This window comes from Alteromonas sp. ABH4_452 (assembly GCF_056311825.1).
On the sequence record NZ_CM149973.1, the window covers coordinates 3,584,220 to 3,607,000 of the forward strand.

General features: G+C 44.4%; 17 protein-coding genes and 2 tRNA genes. 13 read left to right on the forward strand and 6 right to left on the reverse strand.

The genetic code is table 11. The features are described 5' to 3' along the window. Window positions 1–33: 33 nt before the first annotated feature. Window positions 34–1,701 (forward strand): M28 family metallopeptidase, encoded by a 1,668-nt coding sequence (locus ACYX4N_RS15385; protein WP_476054635.1) that lies wholly within the window; start codon window positions 34–36, stop codon window positions 1,699–1,701. 398 nt (window positions 1,702–2,099) lie between these two features. Next, a complete protein-coding gene (gene asnB / locus ACYX4N_RS15390; RefSeq protein ID WP_118489858.1) occupies window positions 2,100–3,770 on the forward strand; it encodes an asparagine synthase B in 1,671 nt (556 codons plus the stop codon). Between the two features lie 314 nt (window positions 3,771–4,084). Here asnB and ACYX4N_RS15395 read toward each other — a convergent pair whose 3' ends face one another. Then, a complete protein-coding gene (locus ACYX4N_RS15395; RefSeq protein WP_476054636.1) occupies window positions 4,085–4,993 on the reverse strand; it encodes a type 2 periplasmic-binding domain-containing protein in 909 nt (302 codons plus the stop codon). A 100-nt stretch (window positions 4,994–5,093) separates the two neighbouring features. Next, a complete protein-coding gene (queE, locus tag ACYX4N_RS15400) occupies window positions 5,094–5,768 on the reverse strand; it encodes a 7-carboxy-7-deazaguanine synthase QueE (protein ID WP_476056458.1) in 675 nt (224 codons plus the stop codon). A gap of 94 nt (window positions 5,769–5,862) precedes the next feature. Here queE and queC point away from each other — a divergent pair, with 94 nt between their 5' ends. Further along, the gene (queC, locus tag ACYX4N_RS15405; protein ID WP_334057735.1) at window positions 5,863–6,519 is read left to right on the forward strand and encodes a 7-cyano-7-deazaguanine synthase QueC; all 657 of its coding nucleotides are present in this window, start codon (window positions 5,863–5,865) and stop codon (window positions 6,517–6,519) included. Between the two features lie 109 nt (window positions 6,520–6,628). On the opposite strand, the gene ACYX4N_RS15410 is transcribed toward queC, so the two are convergent. The 3 genes from ACYX4N_RS15410 to ACYX4N_RS15420 form a co-directional block, all read right to left on the reverse strand. Continuing rightward, window positions 6,629–7,555: a LysR family transcriptional regulator gene (locus tag ACYX4N_RS15410; RefSeq protein ID WP_118489862.1), complete on the reverse strand. Its 927-nt coding sequence runs from the start codon at window positions 7,553–7,555 to the stop codon at window positions 6,629–6,631. A gap of 336 nt (window positions 7,556–7,891) precedes the next feature. Beyond that, window positions 7,892–9,907, reverse strand: a complete 2,016-nt coding sequence (gene uvrB / locus ACYX4N_RS15415) for an excinuclease ABC subunit UvrB (protein ID WP_476054637.1) — start codon at window positions 9,905–9,907, stop codon at window positions 7,892–7,894. A 96-nt stretch (window positions 9,908–10,003) separates the two neighbouring features. Next, a complete protein-coding gene (locus tag ACYX4N_RS15420) occupies window positions 10,004–11,386 on the reverse strand; it encodes an MATE family efflux transporter (RefSeq protein WP_476054638.1) in 1,383 nt (460 codons plus the stop codon). Window positions 11,387–12,384: 998 nt separating this feature from the next. Here ACYX4N_RS15420 and ACYX4N_RS15425 point away from each other — a divergent pair. The 9 genes from ACYX4N_RS15425 to ACYX4N_RS15465 all read left to right on the forward strand — a co-directional run bounded on the left by ACYX4N_RS15425 (window position 12,385) and on the right by ACYX4N_RS15465 (window position 20,155). Further along, window positions 12,385–12,461 (forward strand) — tRNA-Asn (locus ACYX4N_RS15425). A 27-nt stretch (window positions 12,462–12,488) separates the two neighbouring features. After that, window positions 12,489–12,565 (forward strand) — tRNA-Asn (locus ACYX4N_RS15430). Between the two features lie 193 nt (window positions 12,566–12,758). Then, entirely contained in the window at window positions 12,759–13,340 is a 582-nt protein-coding gene (gene rsxA / locus ACYX4N_RS15435; RefSeq protein ID WP_179982770.1) for an electron transport complex subunit RsxA, read from the forward strand. Then, on the forward strand, window positions 13,340–13,921 hold the full coding sequence (gene rsxB / locus ACYX4N_RS15440; protein ID WP_476054639.1) for an electron transport complex subunit RsxB: 582 nt from the start codon (window positions 13,340–13,342) through the stop codon (window positions 13,919–13,921). Before rsxA ends, rsxB begins: the two co-directional genes overlap by 1 nt. A gap of 5 nt (window positions 13,922–13,926) precedes the next feature. Next, window positions 13,927–16,680, forward strand: a complete 2,754-nt coding sequence (gene rsxC / locus ACYX4N_RS15445; protein ID WP_476056459.1) for an electron transport complex subunit RsxC — start codon at window positions 13,927–13,929, stop codon at window positions 16,678–16,680. After that, the gene (gene rsxD, locus ACYX4N_RS15450) at window positions 16,677–17,762 is read left to right on the forward strand and encodes an electron transport complex subunit RsxD (protein WP_476054640.1); all 1,086 of its coding nucleotides are present in this window, start codon (window positions 16,677–16,679) and stop codon (window positions 17,760–17,762) included. The genes rsxC and rsxD overlap by 4 nt, the downstream gene beginning before the upstream one ends. Beyond that, a complete protein-coding gene (locus ACYX4N_RS15455; RefSeq protein ID WP_476054641.1) occupies window positions 17,762–18,616 on the forward strand; it encodes an RnfABCDGE type electron transport complex subunit G in 855 nt (284 codons plus the stop codon). Before rsxD ends, ACYX4N_RS15455 begins: the two co-directional genes overlap by 1 nt. A 1-nt stretch (window position 18,617) precedes the next feature. Next, window positions 18,618–19,310, forward strand: a complete 693-nt coding sequence (locus ACYX4N_RS15460) for an electron transport complex subunit E (protein ID WP_474854240.1) — start codon at window positions 18,618–18,620, stop codon at window positions 19,308–19,310. Between the two features lie 122 nt (window positions 19,311–19,432). Next, window positions 19,433–20,155 (forward strand): endonuclease III domain-containing protein, encoded by a 723-nt coding sequence (locus tag ACYX4N_RS15465; protein WP_476054642.1) that lies wholly within the window; start codon window positions 19,433–19,435, stop codon window positions 20,153–20,155. A gap of 68 nt (window positions 20,156–20,223) precedes the next feature. Here the strand turns inward: ACYX4N_RS15465 and ACYX4N_RS15470 are convergent, their stop codons facing one another. Continuing rightward, window positions 20,224–21,030, reverse strand: a complete 807-nt coding sequence (locus ACYX4N_RS15470) for a putative periplasmic lipoprotein (protein WP_476054643.1) — start codon at window positions 21,028–21,030, stop codon at window positions 20,224–20,226. A 198-nt stretch (window positions 21,031–21,228) separates the two neighbouring features. Here ACYX4N_RS15470 and ACYX4N_RS15475 point away from each other — a divergent pair, with 198 nt between their 5' ends. After that, a complete protein-coding gene (locus tag ACYX4N_RS15475; RefSeq protein ID WP_476054644.1) occupies window positions 21,229–22,647 on the forward strand; it encodes a M20/M25/M40 family metallo-hydrolase in 1,419 nt (472 codons plus the stop codon). Window positions 22,648–22,781 lie beyond the last annotated feature (134 nt).

Consider the following 22,781-nt stretch of genomic DNA (forward strand, 5'->3'; position numbering starts at 1 on the left):
GGACGCGTATTGTAGAGCAAACAGAGACTAACAATGAAAAAAATGTTTTTGCCGTTGCTTGTACCTACCCTTCTAGGCGTAAGTGCTTGCACTCCTAACAACGACAGCACCTCAACAAACGAATCAGCGCAGAAGACTATGCCTGCGGCTACTAACTTCGACAGCGTTTACAGCAGTATTTCTGATGCTGACATTCGCGAGCCGCTAAAAGTTTTGTCTTCTGATGAGTTTGAAGGTCGTTTACCAACGACTGAAGGTGAAAAGAAAACCATTGATTACTTGGTCAGTGAATTTACTAAAGCTGGGCTTAAGCCGGGTAATGGCGATAGCTTCCTTCAAAAAGTAGCGCTTATGGAGATCACTGCTGATCCAGATATGACCATGACAATAGGCGACAATACCTTTGCCTACAAAGAGCAAATGGTAGCCTCTTCAAAGCGCGAGCAAAACTCGGTATCTCTTGAAGACTCTGAACTGGTGTTCGTTGGTTATGGCGTAAATGCGCCAGAATACGACTGGAACGATTACGAAGGGTTAGATGTTGAGGGCAAAACCGTGGTTATGCTAATTAACGACCCAGGTTTTGAAAACCCAGAAAGCGGGAAGTTTCAAGGCACTACCATGACCTATTATGGCCGTTGGAGCTACAAGTATGAAGAAGCGAGCCGTCAAGGGGCAGCGGGTGCCATTATTGTTCACGAAACCGCGCCAGCGTCCTACGGCTGGTCTGTTGTTGCAAACAGCTGGAGTGGTCCGCAGTACGGTTTAGTGAGTGCCGATAAAGGCGCGAGCCGCGTTGCCGTTGAAGGCTGGCTGACGTTAGATGCAGCGAAAAAAGTGTTTGCCGATGCCGGCCTTGATTTTGACACAGAGAAAGCTAACGCGATGCAGGGTCCATATAGCAAAGCAATGGATATTAAAGCGTCAGTTACCGTGAAAAACACGTTCGAAAAGTCAGAAAGCAACAATGTTATCGCCACATTACCGGGTACCGAGTTTCCTGATGAGCATATTATCTACACGGCACATTGGGATCATCTAGGTAAAGATGAAAGCAAAGAAGGCGACCAAATCTATAACGGCGCACACGATAATGCCACGGGTACTGCAGCTATGCTTGCAATGGCTAAAGCCTATTCAGAACTTACGCCTGCACCTAAGCGTTCAGTGTCGTTTTTAGTAGTGACGGCTGAAGAGCAAGGGCTATTGGGCAGTAAATTCTATGCCAGCAATCCTGTTATTCCTATTGAAAATACCGTTGCGAACATCAATATGGACGCAATGAATGTGCTTGGTAAAACCAAAAACGTGGCGGTTGTGGGCATGGGTAAATCAGAAATGGAAGACTACCTTGAAGCCGCTGCAGCTAAGCAAGGTCGAACACTTACCCAAGAAGACCGACCTGAAGCCGGTTACTACTACCGTTCTGACCACTTCAGCTTCGCTAAACAAGGTGTACCGGCACTTTATGCAGAGGGCGGCAATGAGCCAGCAGATGAAGAAACGGCTAAATATAGAAAACGTATGAACGTTATTGTTACTGGCTGCTATCACCAAGTGTGCGACCAGTATCGTGACGACTGGGATTTAAGCGGCATTGTGCAAGATACGCAAATGCTGTTTGATGTAGGTGTAGGCGTTGCAAATGCTGACGCTTGGCCTAAATGGAATGAAGCAAGTGAGTTTCAGCGCAAGAATTAATATCCGCTCTGACTCCTAAGCGTTAAAATGCTTAGTTATGCAGTAAAACTAAAAGGGCCTTTTTATAGGTCCTTTTTTAATTCTCTTTCCTAAAGCATTGGTTCAAGCGGCTTCGAATTGCTATTTTTGACTATTCAGTAAACTCATGCGCTATTTAGTTGACATAATAATTATGCACTCTAAATAGGATAAAAATGTTAATAAACGGCTGTTTTGAGATAAAAGGAATAAGAATTTCCATTTTCTCATCATAATGTACTTGCAATTTCCTGTCAGACTGGCACATTCAAGGCACGCGAAAAAAGAATAAAAACAATCCTTCGCTCACTCGTACGCGAGTACCGACAGAAAAAACTTCTATTATTTTTTTCAACAAGTGAACAGAGAGAATCCGTTATATGTGTGGTATTTTCGGTATCCTTGATATCAAAACCGATGTGTCTGAACTCAGAACCCAAGCCCTCGATTTATCAAAACTATTGCGCCACCGTGGCCCTGACTGGTCGGGTATCTGGAATAATGACAATACCATTCTTTGTCACGAAAGACTGGCGATTGTCGACGTAGATACAGGGGCACAGCCTCTTATCAGCCAAAACGATAAGCAAATCCTTGCTGTTAACGGTGAGATTTATAACCATAAGCAGCTAGCCGCTGACTTAGATGAGCCGTATCCATTTAAAACCCGTTCAGATTGTGAAGTTATCCTTCCGCTTTTTCAGCAAAAAGGCATCGACTTTATTGATGACCTAGAAGGCATGTTCGCGTTTATTCTTTACGATGAAGAACAAGACGCTTACCTGATTGCCCGTGACCATATTGGTATTATTCCGCTTTATACGGGCTATGACGAACACGGTAACTTTTATGTTTCATCAGAAATGAAAGCACTAGCGGGCGTATGTAAGACAATTAGTGAATTCCCTCCAGGTCATTACCTGTGGAGTAAAGAAGGAAAAATCACTAAGTACTATAAACGCGATTGGATGGAATACGACAACGTAAAAGACAACACAAGCGATTTAGACGAGCTTCGTGTAGCGTTTGAGAAAGCGGTGAAGTCACACATGATGTCTGACGTGCCTTACGCAGTTCTGTTGTCTGGTGGTCTAGACTCATCACTGGTTTCTGCTGTGGCTGCACAGTACGTAGCCAAACGTGTTGAAGATGAAGACAAGACTGACGCGTGGTGGCCACGCCTACACAGTTTTGCTGTAGGTCTTGAAGGCGCTCCTGACCTTAAGGCAGCGAAGAAAGTGGCGGATATGATTGGTACCGTTCACCATGAAATCCATTTCACCATTCAAGAAGGTTTAGATGCCATCCGTGATGTTATCTTCCATCTTGAGACCTACGATACAACCACTATCCGCGCCGCTACCCCTATGTATCTTATGACCCGCAAAATTAAAGCAATGGGCATAAAGATGGTGCTTTCGGGTGAAGGCTCTGATGAAATCTTTGGTGGCTATCTGTATTTCCATAAGGCGCCAAATGCCAAAGAGTTCCACGAAGAAACGGTACGTAAGCTGGACCGTCTTCACATGTTTGACTGTGCTCGCGCCAACAAAGCCACATCAGCATGGGGTGTTGAAGCACGTGTTCCTTTCTTAGATAAGAACTTTATTGACGTAGCCATGCGCTTAAACCCACAAGACAAAATGTGTCTTGACGGAAAAATGGAGAAATGGATCCTTCGTAAAGCATTTGATAACGGCGAAACCCTTCCCGCGGAAGTATTGTGGCGTCAAAAAGAGCAATTTGGTGACGGTGTAGGTTATTCGTGGATTGACTCAATTCGCGATTTCGTTGAAAACGAAGTAACTGACCAGCAACTTGCAACAGCGGAGTTCCGCTTCCCAGTTAACACACCAGACACCAAAGAAGGCTATTACTATCGCACTATTTTCGAGAGCTATTTCCCTCAAGAAAGTGCCGCTCGCTGCGTACCTGGCGGTAAGTCAATCGCCTGTAGTACTGCAGAAGCTCTTGAATGGGACGAGAGCTTTAAGAACAATGCCGACCCATCTGGTCGCTCAATGAAAGATGTTCACGCTGGCGAGTCGTAATAGACGAAACGAAGCAAAGATATGTATAAAACGCAGCTTAGGCTGCGTTTTTTATTTCTGTTTTAATTTATACCAGTCCGCATAGATAATTACCCTCTCAGCGAGAGTTAAAATGTTAGTAATCACGGCTTGTTACCGCAGGTATAGTGGTTCTACATCAAGGTGACACAACAAAGAGTACGTACATTTGAAACTCGCCCTTCGGGAAGGTCTGGCAAGCTTCCTAGCTTCATTCTGGGAATTTGAAAGGGAACAGCCATTCCTGCATTCCCACGCTTTGCTAGGAAACTTGCCAGCGCCTTCTGAGAGGGCACCTATCTATGCGGATTGGCATTAGTCGCTTTTAACGTAGGTTTATACCAGAGTGCAGAATTAGTGAGAGGCGTTTCAATGGGAAGCAACGGATTTTCCAAAGTGAAAATTTTGCGCTCACTAACGTCTAGAGACTCTAAGATAGGCGCATAAGTAGACGCAAATAGGGCGTCAAATGAACCGTCTTCTATAGCTCTATTTAGGCCAGTCTGAATGAGGTTTTCTAATGTTTTATTATTCCCATTAACGAAGTAATACATGGCTGTCGGGTAATAAAGCGCCATTGAAGGTTCAAGGTAGAGGTTAGAGCGACGGCCTTCTTCCTCGAGTTCTGCGCTCACTTCCATCACAGAACGAGGAAAAAAGTCTCCTTTGCCCTGTTTAATCATGTCATACGCTTCACGAAATTCAGGCACGGTGAAGACGTTGAACCCGTTAGCTTGCAAAATCTTAGTATCTGGCCACTCTTCTCCTTGGATAGGAACAAGTTTACGCATATCGTTCAACGACAATACATAATCAAACTTCGACTTCTTATCTTCGTTAATAACAAAAACGCGAAAGCCAATAAGCCCTTTGGCGATAGGTATTCGAATAGGGGTCAGTTCTTTTTCACGCTGGTTATCTGTCATGCTCCACACAACGTTCACTTCTCTATTCTCACGAAGCTGGCGCATAGCTTTACTCGTCAGCAATATGCGATCCGAAGGACGGAGCTCGTAATTGACACCGGTTTTATCGAGAGCAAGTTTAAGTAAAGCGATAGGATATTGAGCTCGAGCGTCAGAGTCGTCGATAGGACGGGGATAGGTAATCGTCCACGTAGCGCCATCAGCCATTGGAACGATAACCAAAAGACATATAGAAACCGCTGCCGCAACAGCTTTTTTAAGCGAGTTGAAGCTGTTCATTTTCTTTATGCCCAAGTTGAATTAAAGAGTGAGTTAAAGAGTGAGCTGAGTACTCTTGATCGCGTTTTATTCTTTTAAAAGGCAGATATGTATTAAACATTTATTCAATGCCAATGTATTTGTGTGTTTGTAAAGATAGCCGCCAGTTGCGCTCAATACAAGTCCGCACAGCCAGTTCAGTTGCTCTCTTCTGCTGGCTAATTGGTTGTAAACAAACCTGTTTTCCTTCCAGCGATGATACGCTGCTCAGCAGCGCATCAAGTTCATCAATATGCTTTTGCATAGCAATAGGATGCTTAATTTCGTTTGCTCTTTCTAAAGCACTGACTAAAACGTCGTATCCGCCTTTCATATTTATTTTAGGTGAAACAGTTACGTAAGTGCGCTCATCACAGAGCACTTCAAAGGTACCGCTGGTCTCAATTTGTGTGGTATACCCGTTATCGTGTAGCAGGGTTGTCAACGGACGTAAATCATACATACAAGGTTCCCCCCCCGTGATGACCACGTGTTTTGCCACGTATCCTTGTTTACTAAATTCGGCCAGCAAGGCGTCTTCGCTCGAGATGAAATAGCTTTCTGACTCTTCGCCTTTGGTTATCACAGCCTGAGGCGAAACACTTAAATCAGGTTTAATTTCCCACGTATGTTTAGTATCACACCATGGGCAGCCTACAGGGCAGCCCTGCAGGCGAACAAAGATAGAAGGAATACCTGTGTGAGCACCTTCACCTTGGATAGTTTCAAACATCTCATTGATGTTTAATGTGGACATTACAGACAAATTGACACCCTTTAACGATTGTATGTTGGGATTTTACCAAGGATCACATAAAATTCGGGGATAATTTCCTAAATCTTCTAAAACTATGTCAGAAAATGTTGTTGTTATCTATTCAGGAGGCATGGACTCTTTCACAGTACTGCACAAAGCACTGAAGGCAGGCAAAAAAGTTCACGCATTAAGCTTTAACTACGGACAGCGTCACAAAAAAGAACTCGACTATGCGGCGAACGTGTGTAAATCACTTAATGTGCCACATAAAATTGTCGATATTAGCGCTATTAACACACTTATTGGTGGCTCTGCCCTAACGTCAGATATCGACGTACCTGAAGGTCACTATGAAGAACCAAGCATGAAACAAACGGTAGTGCCTAACCGTAACATGATATTACTGTCTTTGGCGGTTGGCTATGCTGTAAGTTTGGACGCCAATGAAGTCTATTACGGTGCACACTCAGGCGATCACGCCATTTACCCCGACTGCCGACCAGAATTCGTGCATAAGATGAATGACGTATGTGGTATTGCAAACTATACCCCAGTTACCATTATGACGCCTTATATCGACGACAGCAAAACAGCTATTTTGACTGACGGGTTGTCGATGGGTTTGGATTACGGGCAAACATGGACGTGCTACAACGGCAGAGAAAAAGCCTGCGGGAAATGCGGTGCATGTGAAGAGCGTTTAGAAGCTTTTAAGGAAAACAACGCTACCGACCCATTAGAGTACGAATAAGTACTGCTCATACAAATAAACAGACTCAATAAAAAACACCTCTTGTTCCCTGCGTATTTATGAACGCTTTAGGACAAGAGGTGTTTTTATATTAGCTGTATTGATGAAACTACTTCTGGCTTTCAGAAATAAAATAACTTAACTCTTTAATGCAGTGGCGTAATACCGGGTTTAACCGCGTGTTTTTACCATTCATCACAAATAGCTCGTGGCTAAAGTTAAAAAGACTCCCTTGAGCAATAGGCACAAGTCCTAACGCCGCCCCCTGCTCTTTTGCCATATAATCAGGTAACAAACCGATATATTCGCCCGTCATAATTGCGGACATCGCAGCGTCAAAAGAATCAGAAAAGGTTTGTATAGATAGCCTTGTCTCATCTTCAATGTAGTTAGCTGATGACAGGCCAGCAATGCCAATGGCAGGATAATCACCAATCTTCACATTTTCTGGCAATTCAGTATCGCGATACTTTGCCAACGGATGGGTTGGCGCACAATATAGACGCCCTTCAGTTTCAATCCCCACAGGGTGAAAAGTCACTGATTCAGGTTTTACCATGTCATAGGTTGAAACCACAAGGTGACACTCACCTGATAACGCAACATGTTCTACTTCGTTATATAAACGAGTTTGGATATTCACGTGGATATCATCAAACTTCTTCATTGTACTTTTAACTGCTTTACTTACAGCCATGTGCATTGAAAGTGGGAGGCCTGCCATTAACACTAGAGTGATATGACCAGAATAATCATCGTGTAGCGATTTTAGATTAAAAACAAAGTTATCGAAGGCATTGAAGATGCGCTTGGTTTCTTGAAAAACCACCTCACCTTCTTTTGTCATTTGAAAACCACCACGACCACGATGACATAGCACCAAATCCAAACGCTCTTCGAGCTTTTTAATGGCGGCACTGATATTTGGACGTTGCATACGCAACACGGGTTCAGCCGCAGTAAATCCGTTGCAGCTTGCTACAGCATAAAACACACGCAGTAGCTTGATATCTGACTCCTGAAGACGATTAAGCATGTTAGCACCTGTTTTTAGGTATAGTTATAGATACTCTAATGAGAACTATATGTAACTAATCGTGCTATTACAACGACATTTTGCTGCTTTTCGTCTCATTTAATAATAAAAAAACAACTTCTCTGTTTCGTAAATAGTTATCTACAGGAATATTTTTACATAAGTAAAAAGAACTAAGCAAAGGTGAAGAGCAAATAGAGATCTGTTATTCAGATTTATACGAAACATGTGTTTAGGAGGCTTTATGGCAATTTTTAACTCACGATTTGAATAAAAAATGCCTGCGCAAGTAAAGCGCCCCCAATAAGTACTGAGGGCATTGACTGGGTAAAATGCTTAAGAAAGCGCAACTACCTGTTTTCTAAGTGATTCAATATCGTCACGAAGTGACGCCGCTTTTTCGAACTCAAGCTCCCGAGCATATTCGAACATCTGTTTTTCCAGTTCGGTGATTTGATCCATTAACTCAGTTGCACTTGCTGTCTTCTGTTGCTTTTTCTTTTCTTCAACCTTGCGCAGTCTTACCTTACCAGAAGCAGGATGTGCACTATCACCCAAGTCCATTATATCGGTAATAGGCTTATTGAGTCGCATTGGTGTAATGCCGTTTGCCTCGTTATGTGCCATTTGCTTTTCACGACGACGGTCCGTTTCGTCTATCGCTTTTTTCATAGATTTGGTTATGCTGTCACCATATAAAATGGCTTTACCATTCACGTGTCGCGCAGCTCTACCAATGGTTTGAATAAGCGAACGCTCAGCGCGCAAAAAGCCTTCTTTATCTGCATCTAAGATAGCCACCAGCGACACTTCAGGCATGTCTAAACCTTCACGCAACAGGTTGATACCGACCAAGACATCAAATTTCCCCAATCGTAAATCACGGATAATTTCAATTCGCTCTACGGTATCAATATCCGAATGTAGATAGCGCACCTTAACGCCGTGCTCGTTTAAGTACTCGCTTAAGTCTTCGGCCATACGCTTTGTTAAGGTAGTAATAAGCACACGTTCGTCAAGCTCTACCCGCTTTTGAATTTCAGACAGAACATCATCGACTTGAGTTGCAACAGGGCGCACTTCAATAACCGGATCTAAGAGCCCAGTGGGCCGTACCACTTGCTCGACTACCTCGCCGTCAGTTTTCTTCAACTCATAGTCACCCGGCGTTGCAGAAACATAAATGGTTTGAGGACAAATTTGCTCAAATTCTTCAAACTTAAGCGGACGATTGTCTAACGCAGATGGCAATCTGAAACCAAACTCCACTAGCGTTTCTTTTCTAGAGCGATCCCCACGGTACATAGCCCCTACTTGGGAAACCGTAACATGAGACTCATCGATAAACATCAAGCCATCTGCCGGAAAATAATCTAATAAAGTTGGAGGCGGCTCGCCCGGCGCTCGTCCCGACAAGTAGCGGGAATAGTTTTCAATACCCGAACAGTATCCAAGTTCCATCATCATTTCGATATCAAACTGGGTACGTTGTGAGATGCGTTGCTCTTCAATAAGCTTATTCGTTTCTTGAAGCTGCTTTTTGCGCTCGCCCAATTCATCCTTTATATGCTCAATAGCATTCAGAATTTTCTCTCGCGGGGTTACATAGTGCGTTTTTGGGAAAACCGTCGCGCGAATAACAGACTTATCCACTGCGCCCGTTAACGGGTCGAACAGACTTATCTTATCTATTTCATCGTCAAACAGCTCAACCCGTACGGCTTGCTTTTCAGAGTCGGCGGGGAAGATATCAATGACATCGCCACGCACGCGAAATGTACCCCGTTCAAAGGCCAAATCGTTACGCTTGTACTGCAGTTCTGCAAGGCGACGTAAGATATCGCGCTGGTCCATAGTGTCGCCCTGTCGAAGGTGCAACAGCATTTTCATATAGGATTCAGGATCACCCAAGCCATAAATAGCCGACACACTGGCCACTATCACTACGTCCCGGCGCTCCATCAGTGCCTTGGTAGCTGATAATCGCATTTGTTCGATGTGATCATTTATAGACGCGTCTTTTTCGATAAAGGTATCGGTACTAGGAACGTAGGCTTCTGGCTGGTAGTAATCGTAATAGGAGACAAAGTACTCTACGGCGTTATTGGGGAAAAACTCTTTCATTTCACCGTAAAGTTGAGCCGCCAGTGTTTTGTTGTGTGCCAAAATAAGTGTTGGTCGCTGCACTTCTTTAATCACGTTAGCCATGGTAAAGGTTTTACCTGACCCCGTAACACCCAGCAGTGTCTGGCCAGCCAAACCACTTTCCAAGCCATCCACCAAAGCTTCTATTGCTTTTGGCTGGTCGCCTGCTGGCTTGTATTTAGAATGAAGCTCAAACCCTCTACTCATTTACTTAACCTTTTCTTTAGCTTACTGCTTAACATTTTGCTCTCGGTCAAACTACTTAACATTACAAACACACAACCTTGGTTGGCCACTATGGTATTAGCTGCGCTCAGATGTTTTTTTATCTGATTCAAACTGAGTAATCGCACGTTTGAAAACAACAAATGAAACACACGCCATTGCAATATTGGCAATGACAGTACCGGCAAATAACCCTTTCAGTTCAAATAGAAAACTACCGGCAACGCTTATTGGTACGAAGAAAATAAATAAGCGGATGACACTTAATACTAATGCCGTCATGGGGCGGTGCATTGCGTTCAACGATGAATTAGTCAGAATGATAATGCCTTGCATGCCATAACCCAGAGGTACAATCATCAAAAATAGCTGTATTAATACGCTTACCTCTGCTTCATGGGCAAAAGCAACGGCTATCCAGCTAGACATTGCCCACATAAGAAGAAAAATGCCGAACTGCCAAACAAGAACAAACTTCAAAGTAAGCGAATATGCTTTTTTAACCCGCTCTACCTGCCCTGCCCCTACATTTTGGCTGATAAATGGAGGCAGCGTCATAGATAGCGCTAGAACGACAATACTAGCAATAGACTCCATTCTATTACCTACCCCCCAAGCTGCCACTGCTTCGGCGCCGTAACCAGCAACTACAGCTGTCATCACACCACCTGCAATTGGGGTTAACATATTTGCCCCTGCCGCAGGCAGCCCTATTTTGAGAATCTCCCGGCTGCTGTCACGGAGCTCGGTGATTGTTAGAAGTCGAGGTAACATCAACTTTCGACGTACAGATAAAATATAAAGTATCCATATGGCACCAACTATCCACGCGATAAAGGTAGCCAGCGCCGCACCTTTTATTCCCATTGCGGGAATAGGCCCAAGTCCGAATATAAAAATAGGGTCAAGCAACGCATTTAAACCGCCCCCAGCTGCCATCACTATGCTAGGCGTCCGCGTGTCACCACATGCGCGTAGTACACTATTGCCCACCATAGGCATAGCTAAAAAGATGCTCGACAAATACCATAGCCCCATATAGTCAGATATATATGGCATTAAGTTATCTGTGGCATTAAGCAGTTTAAATACAGGCTCTATGGTAAAAAAGCCAATCATTGCTAATGTTCCTACCAGCAAAACAGACAGCATTAGCGAACCTGTAGCATAGTGTTGGGACTTGGTTATTTCCTTACTACCCTGCAACTTTCCTATAATTGCCGAGGTTCCTATACCTAAACCAATGTTCAAACTGATTACTGTAAAAGTTACTGGAAAGGTAAAACTGATAGCAGCTAGTGGATCTGTGCCCAACAAGCTGACGAAAAAGGTATCGATAAGCCCAAAGCTCATCATCATTACCATTCCTAATATCATAGGAATAGTCATACGCTTTAACGTAGTACCTATATCTCCTCCCAATAAGTCGGAAGTACGTTGTTTAGCGTTACTTTTTATCACTAGATCTCCGGCTGAATGAATTCTCCTCATTAATTGCACGCTAGTGTAAAACGGTGAACGCTATTTAGCCATGCTGTTTCGATAAACAAAGCAAAGAGCAAGAGGGAGAGAAGAAATATGGTGTTTTTAATGAAAATGCATGCGTTCTACGAATTTGTTCGCTATTCGCTAAAAGCACTACTTTGTCGATAATTGTACGCGATAAATGTGTCAGTAAGTCCGTGACAGTTTAGTTTCTATTCTATTTCACTTTTAATATAGTCACTTCTGAAGTTCGTTCACGTTAAGTTTTCACTGCTTAACGCTTGAAAGAACAACAAAAATGTTAATAGATTGTAAGAACCTGAGAAATAACATGGATTTTGTTGGATAGCATTTAGTCATTCGTTGAATTAACACACAAGCTACTTTTTGTTCAACCGATCAATTTAGATCGAAGGTTGCGATCACAAAAACAGTGCTAACCCTTTGTAGTATATAGAATATCACCCCACATCCAGGCCTATTCAATCGGATCAATTAATACCTGATCTTACAAAAGCAGTAGGCGAATCTAAGCTATCAACATAGTTATCCACAGATTTAGTGGATAACTACCGCCAGACCATATTCGGCGGGATTTCGTGCTCGATTAATTTCTCATCACGTAAGTGATGACTAACCTTTTAATCCTCAGGTACAGGTTACAGATTTATTAAAGGCTGTACATAATAACAGTATGGAAGCAATTTTTTATTCTTTTTAGTTATATTACTTACCTATACTGAGATATATAGCGAAAAAGAAAAAATCATTTTCTTTAATAGCTAAAAGCACACTTGTTTATATGTTAATAAGCAACATGTGCACTTATTAACCATCACTTTCGCTACATTGACGACAAAATGAGCATTAAAGCTGTAAAAAGCTATTTTTTGCGCAGTCAGCATAAATATTTCATTTATGTTGTTGACAGTTCCTAAGTACGTCTTTAATATTCGCCCCCGTTGAAGCACAGGTCCCCCTTAGCTCAGTTGGTTAGAGCGACGGACTGTTAATCCGCAGGTCCCCCGTTCGAGTCGGGGAGGGGGAGCCAACTTCAGCAAACAACTTAGGTGTCGATTCCCCCTTAGCTCAGTTGGTTAGAGCGACGGACTGTTAATCCGCAGGTCCCCCGTTCGAGTCGGGGAGGGGGAGCCACTTAGTTGGCTCTTAATCGCCTCACCCACTTCATTCTATTTTAATTCCTAAAACAACGCGTTTAGACATTAAATAACCCTAATTCAATCAAGTTGTTAAACCCGTTCTAAAAAGGGATAATAGACCTAATCTGTTTTTCTTTTTAATTCGCGGGCATTGTCCGTCAAGATTCCTCGAAGGAATTGCGTTATTCATGACTGAATTTTTACTGCTATTGATTGGTACAGTACTGGTTAACAACTTTGTGTTGGTTAAGTTTCTCGGTTTATGTCCGTTTATGGGTGTATCTGGAAAACTGGAAACCGCCATGGGCATGTCTATGGCCACCACATTTGTACTCACCCTTGCCTCGGCTTCAAGTTACCTGGTTGAAACCTATTTACTTGCGCCTTTAGGTATTGGCTATCTCAGAACCCTAGCCTTCATCCTTGTTATTGCGGTGGTTGTTCAGTTCACAGAAATGGTCGTGAACAAAACAAGTCCTACCTTGTATAGACTGTTAGGTATATTTCTTCCTCTTATCACAACCAACTGTGCGGTTCTTGGTGTAGCGTTGTTAAACCTTACGGAGCAGCATAATTTCATGCAGAGCCTTATTTATGGATTCGGGGCTGCAGTAGGTTTCTCCTTGGTATTAGTGTTATTTGCAGCCATGCGTGAGCGCTTAGCCGCTGCTGACGTACCTGTCTCATTCAAGGGTGCATCAATTGCCATGATTACCGCAGGCCTTATGTCCCTCGCATTTATGGGATTCAGTGGGTTGGTGAAGGTGTAATGTCGATGTCTACTACGATCATACTTGCTGTCATTGCAATTGGCGCTCTTGCCCTTATTTTTGGCCTAGTCTTGGGCTATGCGAGCATTCGCTTTAAAGTAGAGGGCGACCCCCTTGTCGAGCAAATCGACGCCGTGTTACCACAAACCCAATGCGGCCAATGTGGTTATCCAGGTTGTAAACCTTATGCTGAAGCTATTGCAGATGGCGATGACATTAATAAATGTCCTCCAGGCGGTGAAGCAACAATTAAAAAACTTGCAGACTTAATGGGGGTTGAACCCAAACCCCTTGACGCAGCACACGGCGAAGAAGACGTCAAAAAAGTTGCTTTCATTCGAGAAGATGAGTGCATCGGCTGCACCAAATGTATCCAAGCCTGCCCTGTCGATGCCATATTAGGTGCCGCAAAACACATGCATACCGTTATTACTGATGAGTGTACAGGATGTGACTTATGTGTTGACCCCTGCCCTGTCGACTGCATTGACATGGTGCCAATCGTTCAAACTACTTCTACATGGAAGTGGGATTTCGAATCATCACCTAAAGGTGATATCCCTATCAAAATGGTATCGTAATTGTGATGTATCCAAGTTTTGATTCAATTATAGAAGCGCTTGAAGCGGGGAAGCTGTACTCATTTCCAGGTGGTGTGCATCCTGACGATAAAAAATCACTTTCTAATACGTCGGTAATTAAAAAGCCATCATTGCCTGAGTTATTGATAGTACCATTGCGCCAGCACATTGGTTCAGACGGCATATGCTGCGTAGAAGTTGGCGATACCGTGTTAAAAGGCCAAATTCTTTCGCAAAGCTCCTCGCCTTTTTCGGTACCTGTACACGCTCCCACCTCTGGAGAAGTCGTTGCAATAGCGCCGCATGTTGTTGCTCATCCTAGCGGCTTAACCGAAATGTGTATATCAATACGCCCGGATGGTAAAGATACATGGGGCGACCTGTCGCCCATCGCTAACTACAGCGAGATTGATAAAAACAAACTTATTGAAGCTATCTGCCAAGCTGGTATTTCTGGAATGGGGGGCGCAGGCTTCCCTACCCATATCAAAACCTCAACGTCTAAGCCTGTTGAGTTTCTCATCCTAAACGGGATTGAGTGTGAACCTTATATCACATCTGATGACCGATTAATGCGTGAGCACGCATGGCAAATACGCCAGGGTTTAGACATTCTGACTCACCTTATCGAACCTAAGGCAATTATTGTTGCGGTTGAAGACAACAAACCCGAAGCGTTCGAGGCACTCAATATTGCCTGTCAGGATAAGAAAGACTACCGCGTGGTTAGCGTTGAAACTAAATATCCTGCTGGCGGTGAAAAGCAGCTAATTCAAGTTGTCACTGGCCGAGAAGTGCCAAGAAATGGTTTGCCTGCCGATGTAGGCGTGATGATGTTTAACGTAGGAACCTGCTATGCCATTGCAGACGCTATTTTGCATGGTAAGCCGCTTATAGAGCGTATTGTTACTGTAACCGGCGAAGCAGTTAAATCCCCTAGCAATTTCAGAGCGCTATTAGGTACACCAGTCTCTCATTTGTTAGAAGAAGCAAGTTACAACCCGAAAAAACAGAAAGCGCCCAAAGTCATTATGGGCGGCCCTATGATGGGCTTCACCTTATCAGACGCAACTATTCCTGTGGTAAAAACCACAAACTGTTTATTGGTCCCGGCCAAAAAAGAGCTTGTAGATGATAATGCAGAACGCCCGTGTATACGCTGTAGCGCGTGCGCCGATGCTTGCCCGGCATCACTGCTCCCACAACAAATTTTTTGGCACGCTAAAGCAAAAGAATACGACAAAGCCGAAGAATACGACCTTTTCGACTGTATAGAGTGCGGCGCATGCGCTTACGTTTGCCCCAGCGAGATTCCGCTAGTGCATTACTATCGCCAGGCGAAATCTGAGATACGCATTCAGCGCGATGAAAAGAACAAGGCTGAAAAGGCCAAGCAGCGTTTTGAAGCGCGTAAAGAGCGTTTAGAGCGTGAAAAGCTGGAGCGAGAAGCAAAGCATAGAAAAGCAAAAGAGGCGCGGTTAGCCGCAAATAAAGCCAAAGAACAAAATGCTGCAGCTGTAGATAATGCAAATAACTCGGCTGACGCTACCGCAACGGGAGCAAAGGATAAAGTAGCGGCGGCGCTTGCACGGGCGAAAGCGAAAAAAGCGGCAATGCAGGCCAAGGCTAAAGACGAAAATACGCCAGTAAACGCTGACGAGCCTAACCCAGCGGCAGACGATAAAAAAGCTCAGGTAGCCGCTGCTATCGCCAGAGCGAAAGCGAAGAAAGCAGCCCAGGCTGGCCAGCATTCAGATGCGTCAATAGAAAACCAAGCAGGTTCTCAAGTCGAAAAAAATGCTGCTCTTTCAAATTCTGAGACATCAAATTCTGAGCCTTCAAAGACTGAAACTAACGCAGACCTATCAGTTGAGGAAAAGAAAAAAGCGCGAATCGCAGCGGCTGTTGCTAAAGCAAAAGCGCAAAAAGCCGCAAGAAATGACGCAAGTGGCCAATCTGAGCAGGCTACGCCCACTCAATTTGGCGAGCAGCAAGACAATCAGTCTAAAGAACCGCTAGGTGAAACAGACGCTAAGGATGAAAAGAAGGCTAGGATAGCTGCTGCCGTTGCTAAAGCGAAAGCCAAAAAGGCCGCGTCGCAAAAAGCACAAGCATCTAGCCCTGTTAGTGAAGCTGACACAGACAGCCAAGACGTTAGCTTGCAAAAAGAAGCGGATCCTCAAAGTGTCAACGGCCAAGATGATGGTGCTCAGGATAACAAGGCTTTAAATTCATCTAGCAACTTGAGCGAAGCGGAACAGAAAAAGGCCCGCATTGCTGCCGCCGTGGCAAAAGCAAAAGCCAAAAAAGCGGCCAAACAGGAAGGGAATCTAGAGGACAATATAGAAGGCGAGCAAGTAGATGCTAGCAACAGTGACCTCAGCATAGAGACAGCTTCAGCGCAAAATGCGCAGGATGTAACCAGCACGCCTAATGAGAATACTAACGACGCTCCATCTAAAAGTGACGCCGACGAGAAAAAAGCGCGTATAGCAGCCGCAGTGGCAAAGGCCAAAGCAAAAAAGCTTGCTCAGAGCACAAATGACGATTTAGCAGCCTCACAAGATACTGCTGAACAAGAAAGTCACAAGGAAAATGAACAGAGCGAGCCGCCTAGTGAAGCAGAACAAGTAGCAAGCATGCAATCAACTTCTCAAACCACCACTGCTCAAGATGAAAAAAAAGCACGTATAGCGGCAGCCATTGCAAAAGCTAAAGCCAAAAAAGCGGCGGCTGAACAAGAGAAAGAATCAGAATGAAGTTAAGTTTATCGAGTTCACCACACCAACGGGTTAAACGCGATACCGGACAGGTCATGCGCATGGTCATTTACGCCATGATCCCAGGCATGATAGCCCAATCTATTTTTTTTGGTTGGGGCATGCTTATTCAAGCGGTCATTGCAGTAGTAAGTGCACTGGTTATTGAAGGGGTTATTTTATTTTTAAGAAAGCGCCCTGTAGAACGCACGCTTACTGATTACAGCGCAGTTTTAACCGGCTTGTTAATTGCGATTAGTATTCCACCTACTCTGCCGTGGTGGATGACGGTCATTGGGGTATTTTTTGCGATCGCGGTTGCTAAACAAGTCTATGGCGGACTTGGTTTCAATATTTTTAACCCCGCAATGATAGCCTACGTGGTTTTGCTTATTTCATTCCCGGCAGCCATGAGCCTATGGCTTCCCCCTGCAACCCATGCTGGGGTTACGCCAAGCTTCCTTGACTCGCTGTCATTGATATTTACAGGCTTCACTACCAGCGGCTACGATGTTACTCAGCTTAAAACTATTGCCGACGGTGTAACCATGGCTACACCGCTAGACACGTTAAAAACTGACTTAACGCAAGGTGTGACATACTCAGAGTCTTTAGCTAAACCAATTTTCGATGGCGGCATATTCAACGCCGCTGGTGCAGGATGGGGTATGGTTAGCCTTGCCTATTTACTTGGCGGTCTTTACCTTTGGAAAACCCGTGTTATTAGCTGGCACATCCCAGGTGGCATGTTGCTGAGCGTATTTGTTTGTGCATTACTGCTTCATTTAGTTAACGCCGATTACTATGCTTCACCGCTATTCCACCTGTTTAATGGGGCAGTGATGGTAGGCGCTTTCTTTATCGCAACCGATCCGGTTTCCGCGTCAACAACCCCAAAAGGCCGAATTATATTTGGAGCTGCCATTGGTTTTTGGGTAGTTATAATACGTACATTTGGTGGTTACCCCGATGCAGTGGCGTTTGCGGTGATCATTATGAATATGGCGGTACCGCTTATTGACTATTACACCCGCCCTCGCGTTTACGGTAAAAATGTGGGCAAAGGCCGAGGTAAGCAGTAATGATGAAAGAAAGCTTGGCCAAAAACGGCCTTATGTTAGGTGCGTTTGCCGTTGTCACCACAGCGTTGATAGCGTTAACCTTTTTCGGCACCCAAGACAAAATTGAGCAACAAAAGCAGCAAAAGCTTCTAAGCGTACTTAATGAAGTTGTGCCTAGTGAATTCCACGACAATGCCCTGTACGCCAACTGCACAGAAGTCAACGCCCCCGAACTGGGCATCAAAAAAGCCCATAAGGTATACCGTGCCACGCTAAACGGCCAACCTAGCGCGCTTGTGCTGGAAGCCACCGCTCCAGATGGTTATAGCGGTGATATAGATATTGTTGTCGGTGTAAAAGTAGATACACATATTGGCACCGATAAACAACAGAGTATGAAAAGCGACTCCAGTAGCGGTGAGAGTGAAAACCTCAATACCTCTGCCCTACCGCTAACCGATATGGTTGAGCTCGACGGGAGTGCTTCCGAAATGAATACGCCTGAAATAAAAACGACCAATATGAGAGTGCTTGGCGTACGCGTTATCGAACACAAAGAAACCCCTGGGCTTGGTGATAAAATTGAGCTTGCAGTGAGCAACTGGATCACAACCTTCAGCGGCAAGTCTTTCTCACCAGACAATTTAGCCCCATGGCAAGTCAAAAAAGATGGCGGCGAATTTGACCAATTCACAGGCGCTACTATAACACCAAGAGCGGTAGTCACAGCCGTACGTGAGGCTTTACTTTACGCTCAGGCTAACCAAAGCGCGCTATTCTCCGCTCCCAACACCTGTGCAATAACAGATTCGGTTGAAACAATAGATGCCCTTAATGTGGATGAAACCCAACCTCATAGTGTAGAGGAGTTATAACGTGACTGACTTTCGCGACCTGTCCTTGCAAGGACTTTGGAAGAACAATCCTGCGTTAGTACAGCTGTTAGGATTGTGCCCCCTACTAGCCGTTACCGCTACCTTCATTAATGGTTTAGGACTTGGCCTTGCTACCATGTTGGTTTTAATTGGCAGTAACATTACCGTTTCACTCGTTCGAAACGTGGTAAGAAACGAGATTCGCATCCCTGTTTTCGTTATGATTATTGCAGCATTTGTAACCATTGTTCAGCTTTTAATGAATGCCTATACCTACGACCTTTACTTGGCGTTAGGTATTTTCATTCCACTGATTGTAACTAACTGCGCCATCATAGGTCGCGCTGAGGCCTTTGCATCGAAAAACGGGCCCCTTGCGTCCGCATACGATGGGTTCATGATGGGCTTAGGATTTACCACTGTGTTGGTGGTACTAGGCGGCATGCGAGAAATACTGGGTGCGGGTACGTTATTAGCGGGTGCAGATAGGCTATTTGGGCCCATTGCTGCGAATTGGACTATTACACTGTTCAACACAGAAAACCCATTTCTACTTGCGATATTACCGCCGGGTGCGTTTTTAGGCATGGGACTTCTTATTGCTATTAAAAACAGCGTAGATGCCAAGTTAGCAGCTAAGCAAACATCGCCTGCGGTGAAAGCTGAGCGCGTGCGTGTTACTGCAGAGAGTTAAATCATACTGTAATTATTAGTGTGGCTTGACGGAGTAAGCGAAAACTTCAGCAGATGGCGCAAACGTTTTAACTTAAAAAATTTACACCTTGTTTAGCGACCATATTAAAAAAGTATATAGAAATGAATGATGTAGTTAAGCCGGCAAAGCCACTTTCTAAGCAGGAAAAAGTAAAAGAAATAATGCGAATTTTGGATGACCTTTATCCAGAAATTCCTATCTTTTTAGATCACAAAGACCCATATACGTTACTCATTGCGGTTCTATTATCGGCCCAATGTACCGACGAGCGCGTTAATCAAATTACGCCAAAGTTATTCGCTCGCGCGGATAATCCCTACGACATGGTGTTGATGAGTATTGAAGAAATACAAGACATTATCCGCCCTTGTGGATTATCGCCTATGAAATCGAAAGGCATTTGGCATTTGTCCGATATGATCATTAAACAACACAATGGTGAAGTTCCAGCGAACTTTGAAGCGCTGGAGGCCATGCCTGCTGTTGGCCACAAAACAGCCGCGGTGGTTATGTCTCAAGGGTTTGGTATTCCTGCTTTCCCGGTAGATACTCATATTCATCGTTTATTGTACCGCTGGGGTCTATCGAATGGAAAAAGCGTAGAGCAAACAGAACGCGATGCAAAACGCCTGTTCCCTAAAGAAAGATGGAACGACCTCCATCTGCAGATTATCTTGTACGGCAGAGAATACTGCCCCGCTCGCGGCTTTGATCTAAATAAGTGTACTATTACCCGTGAATTCGGTAGAAAAAGTTTTATAAACGAAGTGCTAAAAGAGCAAGAGAAAAAGCAAAAATTGGCGCTTAAGAAGAAGCGTAAATAGAACTTAAGGCGAGCCCTTACGAATCAAACAAGGAGTCTATAGACTCCTTGTTTATATAGTCGACAACCTTAATCTTGAGGGCTAAATTGGCGAAAAGCATAAGCTCTCGATGAGGCCTCTGATGCTATGACAATACCATTTCTCTCAATAATTGAGTTCTGATACTCAAAGGGAAATACGCCATAAGCAAGAAGCCCTTCATAATCGAAATCTTCAAAGCATACCTCTGCTTTAATCTTAATATTGAAAAGCGAACTGATCCCGCTAATTGGCTCAACAGAGCCTGAGTATATGCAACCATTAGTATCTGAACCGCTGATCATCCCTTCGTTATCGATAGCAAACGAACGAGTGTAAGCACCATCAGACCAAGAACTTGCATAATTGCCAGCAATATCGATAAATGAAACATCCTCGGTAGCGCTGACTTTGTTGGCAGAGAAGTCAAATGTGAGACCCGATACTGTCGCTGAGCCTTCTAAACTGTCACCATTCGCTGTGAACTGCATTGTGCCATGCTTAGTCATGCCTTCTCCTGGATACAGCATGGTATCGTCAGAAGTAAAGGTATCTTCGCTTATGTCGCCGTGAGCAATAAGCGTGTCTCGCGAGGCCTGCGAAAATACAATAGTCTTACCCTCAGAGGAGACCGCAATAACAACCTCTTCTTGCCCATCTTCAGCTGTTGAAGTTTGCCCAAACCATACGCCTAGTACTGAATTTGGCCTTACTACACTGTCATTATCATTTAAGCTACCGCCACAACCAACAAGCAAAAATGCACAAAGCAATGAACCGAAACAAGCCTTATCGTTGATAAAGCCAGAGAAGGTTAATGTGCTATGTTTGAAATAAGTATAGAGTGACATTTTCAAATTTACTTTCCTTGTTATTTTTTTCCTTTTCAAAAGGTAACATTATTTTTGACAACCAAGTAGACCTGCTTTGCGATTAACTTACGGCTTCGGCTTGTGGTTTACCTCGAAAGCACATCTCAATTTGGCTATGATAAGTACGTCATATTTTTGCTCACGCAAATAAATAAAAATATAAAAATAATCCACGGAGAACACATGTCCCGATTGAATAATATCGCTAGGAATCTAGCGTTTGGTGCATTAGTAAGTGCATGCAGTTTCGGTGTTTTTGCTGAAACTTCCCCCATTACTGACGAGCAAAAGAAAAATGCCGAGACGCTAATTCAAAAAGCGCTGAAAAGTGACTTAGGCTATAGCATCGTAGAATCACTCACTACAGAGATAGGCCCACGCCTTGGCGGTTCAGAAGCAGAAAAGCGCGCCAGAAACTGGGGCGTTAAGGTAGGAGAGCGCCTTGGGTTTGATAAAGTGAGTATTGAAGAGTTTATCATGCCCTTCTGGGACAGGGGTCACTTACATATTTCACTTACTGCGCCATACATGCAGCCCCTTTACGGTACCGCGTTAGGTGGAGCGGCTCCTTCAGAGAGCGAGATCAACGCTGACATCGTGTATTTCAGGGATATTCACGCGCTAACCGCAGTTAAAGACGGCGCGCTGAAAGGCAAAATTGCGTTTGTCGATGGCGACGCCATGGTAAAAAGCCAAACGGGTGCAGGCTATGGTCAAGCGAATCAGCGTCGCCGTATTGGTTGGCAACATGCACAACGCGGTGGTGCTGAAGCTTTAGTTGTACGTTCGGTAGGCTCAGACTCTCATCGCTTCCCTCACTCTGGCATGATGAGCTCAGACGGTGATGAGTGGGCCGATATCCCAGTAGTTGCTATTTCTAACCCCGACGCCGATCACTTACGACGCCTACACAATTTAGGCAAGCCACTGTCGTTATCGCTCCATTCTGAGTCAAAGTGGAAAGGCGAAGTAAATAGCGGCAACGTAATACTAGATTTAGTAGGAAGTGAAAAGCCTGAAGAGATTGTGCTCATTGGTGGTCACTTAGATAGCTGGGACCTCGGCACTGGCGCTGTAGATGACGGTGCGGGCGTTGCTATTACCACAGCGGCAGCCGCATTAATTGCATCACTGCCTGAACGCCCTAAACGCACCATTCGTGTAGTTATGTTTGGCGCTGAAGAAGTGGGCTTGTTAGGCGCGTTTGCTTATGCAAAACAGCATGAAAAGAACCTTGCTAACCACGTACTTGCTACAGAGTCTGATTTTGGTGCGCAAACAATTTGGCAACTTGTGTCGAATGTGAACCCTGAAGCAACAGTACTGGTAGATGAAATCGCAAAAATCCTGTCCCCGCTAGGTATAATTCGCGGTGGTTCAGACGTTGCTGGTGGCGGCCCCGATATTATACCGCTAGCAGCGAAAGGCGTACCGACTATCCGGTTGAACCAAAACGGACGAGATTATTTCGATCTTCATCACACGCCTGATGACACATTGGATAAAATTAACCCTGATGAACTGGCGCAAAACATTGCAGCTTATGCAGCAAGCATATATCTGTTAGCAGATTCAGACGTCGACTTAAAAGCCAAACAATAACCACAGGTTATTTCTATAATGACGTTGGTTAGTACACACCCGTACTAGCCAATGCTTTTCTTGTAACAACACACCTTTATTTACAGCGCTTAATACATACGACGCAGTTGCACGACTGAACACGCAAGACCTAT